Raw genomic sequence first — 2207 nt, forward strand, 5'->3', positions numbered from 1 at the left:
AGCGTCTGCCGGAAGGCCGCATGCGCCGGATGCGCCGGATCGCGGAAGTCGGCAGCCCCCGGCGTTTGCGCCGCCGGCGGCGCTGCCTGCGCCAGCCGCGACTCCGCCGCGCGCAACGCCGCCAGCGTCTCCCGCCCCACCACCCCGTCCACCCTCACCCCCTGCGCGCGCTGGAACGCCTCCACCGCCTCGCGCGTGCGGGGGCCGAAATGGCCGTCCTCGCGCAGGGGGTTGCCGGCGGTGTCGCGGATGTCGAGGCGGTTGAGGCGCTGTTGCAGCGTGAGTACCGCAGCGCCCCTGTCTCCCCGGTCGAGAAACCCATCCCCCGACTCGACTGCGATATGGCGCGGGCCGGATCCGGTTTTTATCTTGTTGGCACGATCCGCAACGGCGAGTCCCGCCTCAACTGTACGAACCAGATCTGGCAGTCGACGTTGCCATTCTCTGGCATACCGCTCGCAATCTTCGGCGGCACGGATACTCCACGGCCTCGACGGCATCACTCCATTGACGACTCGTCGCGCGTTGTAGAAATCTTGCGAAGCTTCGTTGACATAGCGATCGAGACGCTTGCCAGTGAATAGTCCGTCCCGCATTCCGAGAACGAGGATCCTGGCCGCGATCTCCGGTTCTTTCGCCAGTTCTGGACGCCGGACCAGCTCGCCATCCAGGCCGAGCAAAGCGTCGAACTTCGTGTAATTGTCTATGTGCGTCAAATGCACATAGCCGCGCCCGAAGTATTCCTCGCCCCCGCGGTATCCAAGCTTGCGCGCCTGGCTCCTGCCGAAATCCTCGTCGGGAGCGTCGAAATTCCTGGTCTCATGCTGCGCCGTCGCCAGCAAGTACGCGATTTGTGCCTGATCTGTGACCCCGTTCTGTAACGCGGTCCTGACGATCAGATGGATCGATTCCGTGCGGTCAATACCAAAGCCCCCGCGGCTGCGGCCATATCCGTTACTCACGAGGGCGCTCCATCAAAGGCAGATTCATCCATGAAGGTCGCGGCATCGCGGGATGCCTAAAAAGAACCGCGCGTCACGGATCTTTCACTTCCAGCATCCGCCCCTCGACCAAGCGCTCCTTGACGATGCGGGGAGCATCCGCGTTCCGCCGGTCCTCCGTGACCCGCTCGATGAGAATGGGCGTCCCGCCGCGAACCTCGTAAACATCGAACACGTGATAACAACACCCGTCCGTGGCCGAGACCTTCAATTTTCCAGACTCGATCGAAAACAACCCGTTGTATCCGACCGTCAACTCGGAAAAAGCCGGGCTGTGCACATAACGCCTGTTCGCAGCGTCGAACAGGAACACGTCATAGGAAGGCCCACCGTAATTGCCGTCCCGTCCCGTCATGATCAAGAGATCCTCCGGGCCGTCCGCATTGACATCCGCCATCACGAAGGTCTGGCCCTGACGGACGAACGCGTCGGTCAGCTCCCCTCGGTAGAACGTCGCCTCGCGATTGACATGGATCGCCTCGAGGGGCAGCACCTGACGCACGCGCCCATCGTCACTCGTCACGGTCAGCTTCACCGCCTCGTCGCAGTACACGACCGGAGGGATGTCCTCCCGGCAATTGCGCGCGTTCAGTCGCAGGGAATGTTCGCCCACGTGCAGGACCAACACGCCCGAATCGTCCAGTGCCGCGTTGGCTGTGATCGGCCCGGCGGCATGAAGCCGTGGCGGGGAAGTTGCATGCTCCGAGGTCGCCGGCGTGGCGTCGGCATCTGTTGCTTGGCGTGAATGAGATGCGGGTTGCGCGCATGCCGCGATGAACATGACGACCGGCATGATCACCCATCGTTCCATGTTCCGCCTTCGCAACCGGGACGGCTGCATGGCAAGTCCTTCGGGCTCGCGCCGTATGTCCTGCAGGCATGCGATGTCGGAAAGGCCGCTCCGGCTGCAGTTGTCTGCGGCGCATGGCTGACAACGGTCTGATGCCTCCGTCGCAGGCGCAGAAGTTCCCGCGGAGAGCGCGAAAGCGGGCGGCCGGACAGACGAGCCGAGCTGGACGATGGATGCTGGCGACATCTCCTTCTCCCTGGAGCACCGATGGGTATCCCTGCCTGCCGGTAGTCTGCCACACCCGCCCCGCGACCTGCCTCCCGCCCGACCATGACCTTCGGCCCGCCCGCTCGCGCCGGGGGCTGCTACGCTGCGCGGTCGTCGTCCGTGCCCGGGGGAATCGTCCGATGCGTCGT

2 protein-coding genes are annotated in these 2207 nt (G+C 64.3%); both read right to left on the bottom strand.

Features of this window, described 5'->3' with window-relative positions; translation table 11 throughout:
• Positions 1–962 (bottom strand): peptidoglycan-binding protein (locus tag FPV26_RS12900; protein WP_246109289.1); only part of this gene is annotated, 962 nt, incomplete at its 3' end.
• A 73-nt stretch (positions 963–1035) separates the two neighbouring features.
• Positions 1036–1812, bottom strand: a complete 777-nt coding sequence (locus tag FPV26_RS12525) for an XAC2610-related protein (protein WP_147654206.1) — start codon at positions 1810–1812, stop codon at positions 1036–1038.
• Positions 1813–2207: the final 395 nt, after the last annotated feature.

Source organism: Vulcaniibacterium gelatinicum (assembly GCF_008033445.1).
Lineage (GTDB): Bacteria > Pseudomonadota > Gammaproteobacteria > Xanthomonadales > Xanthomonadaceae > Vulcaniibacterium_B > Vulcaniibacterium_B gelatinicum.

Excerpts from the sequence above, each read along its gene's own strand:
- FPV26_RS12525 (WP_147654206.1), bottom strand. The coding sequence starts at position 1,812 with ATGGAACGATGGGTGATCATGCCGGTCGTCATGTTCATCGCGGCATGC.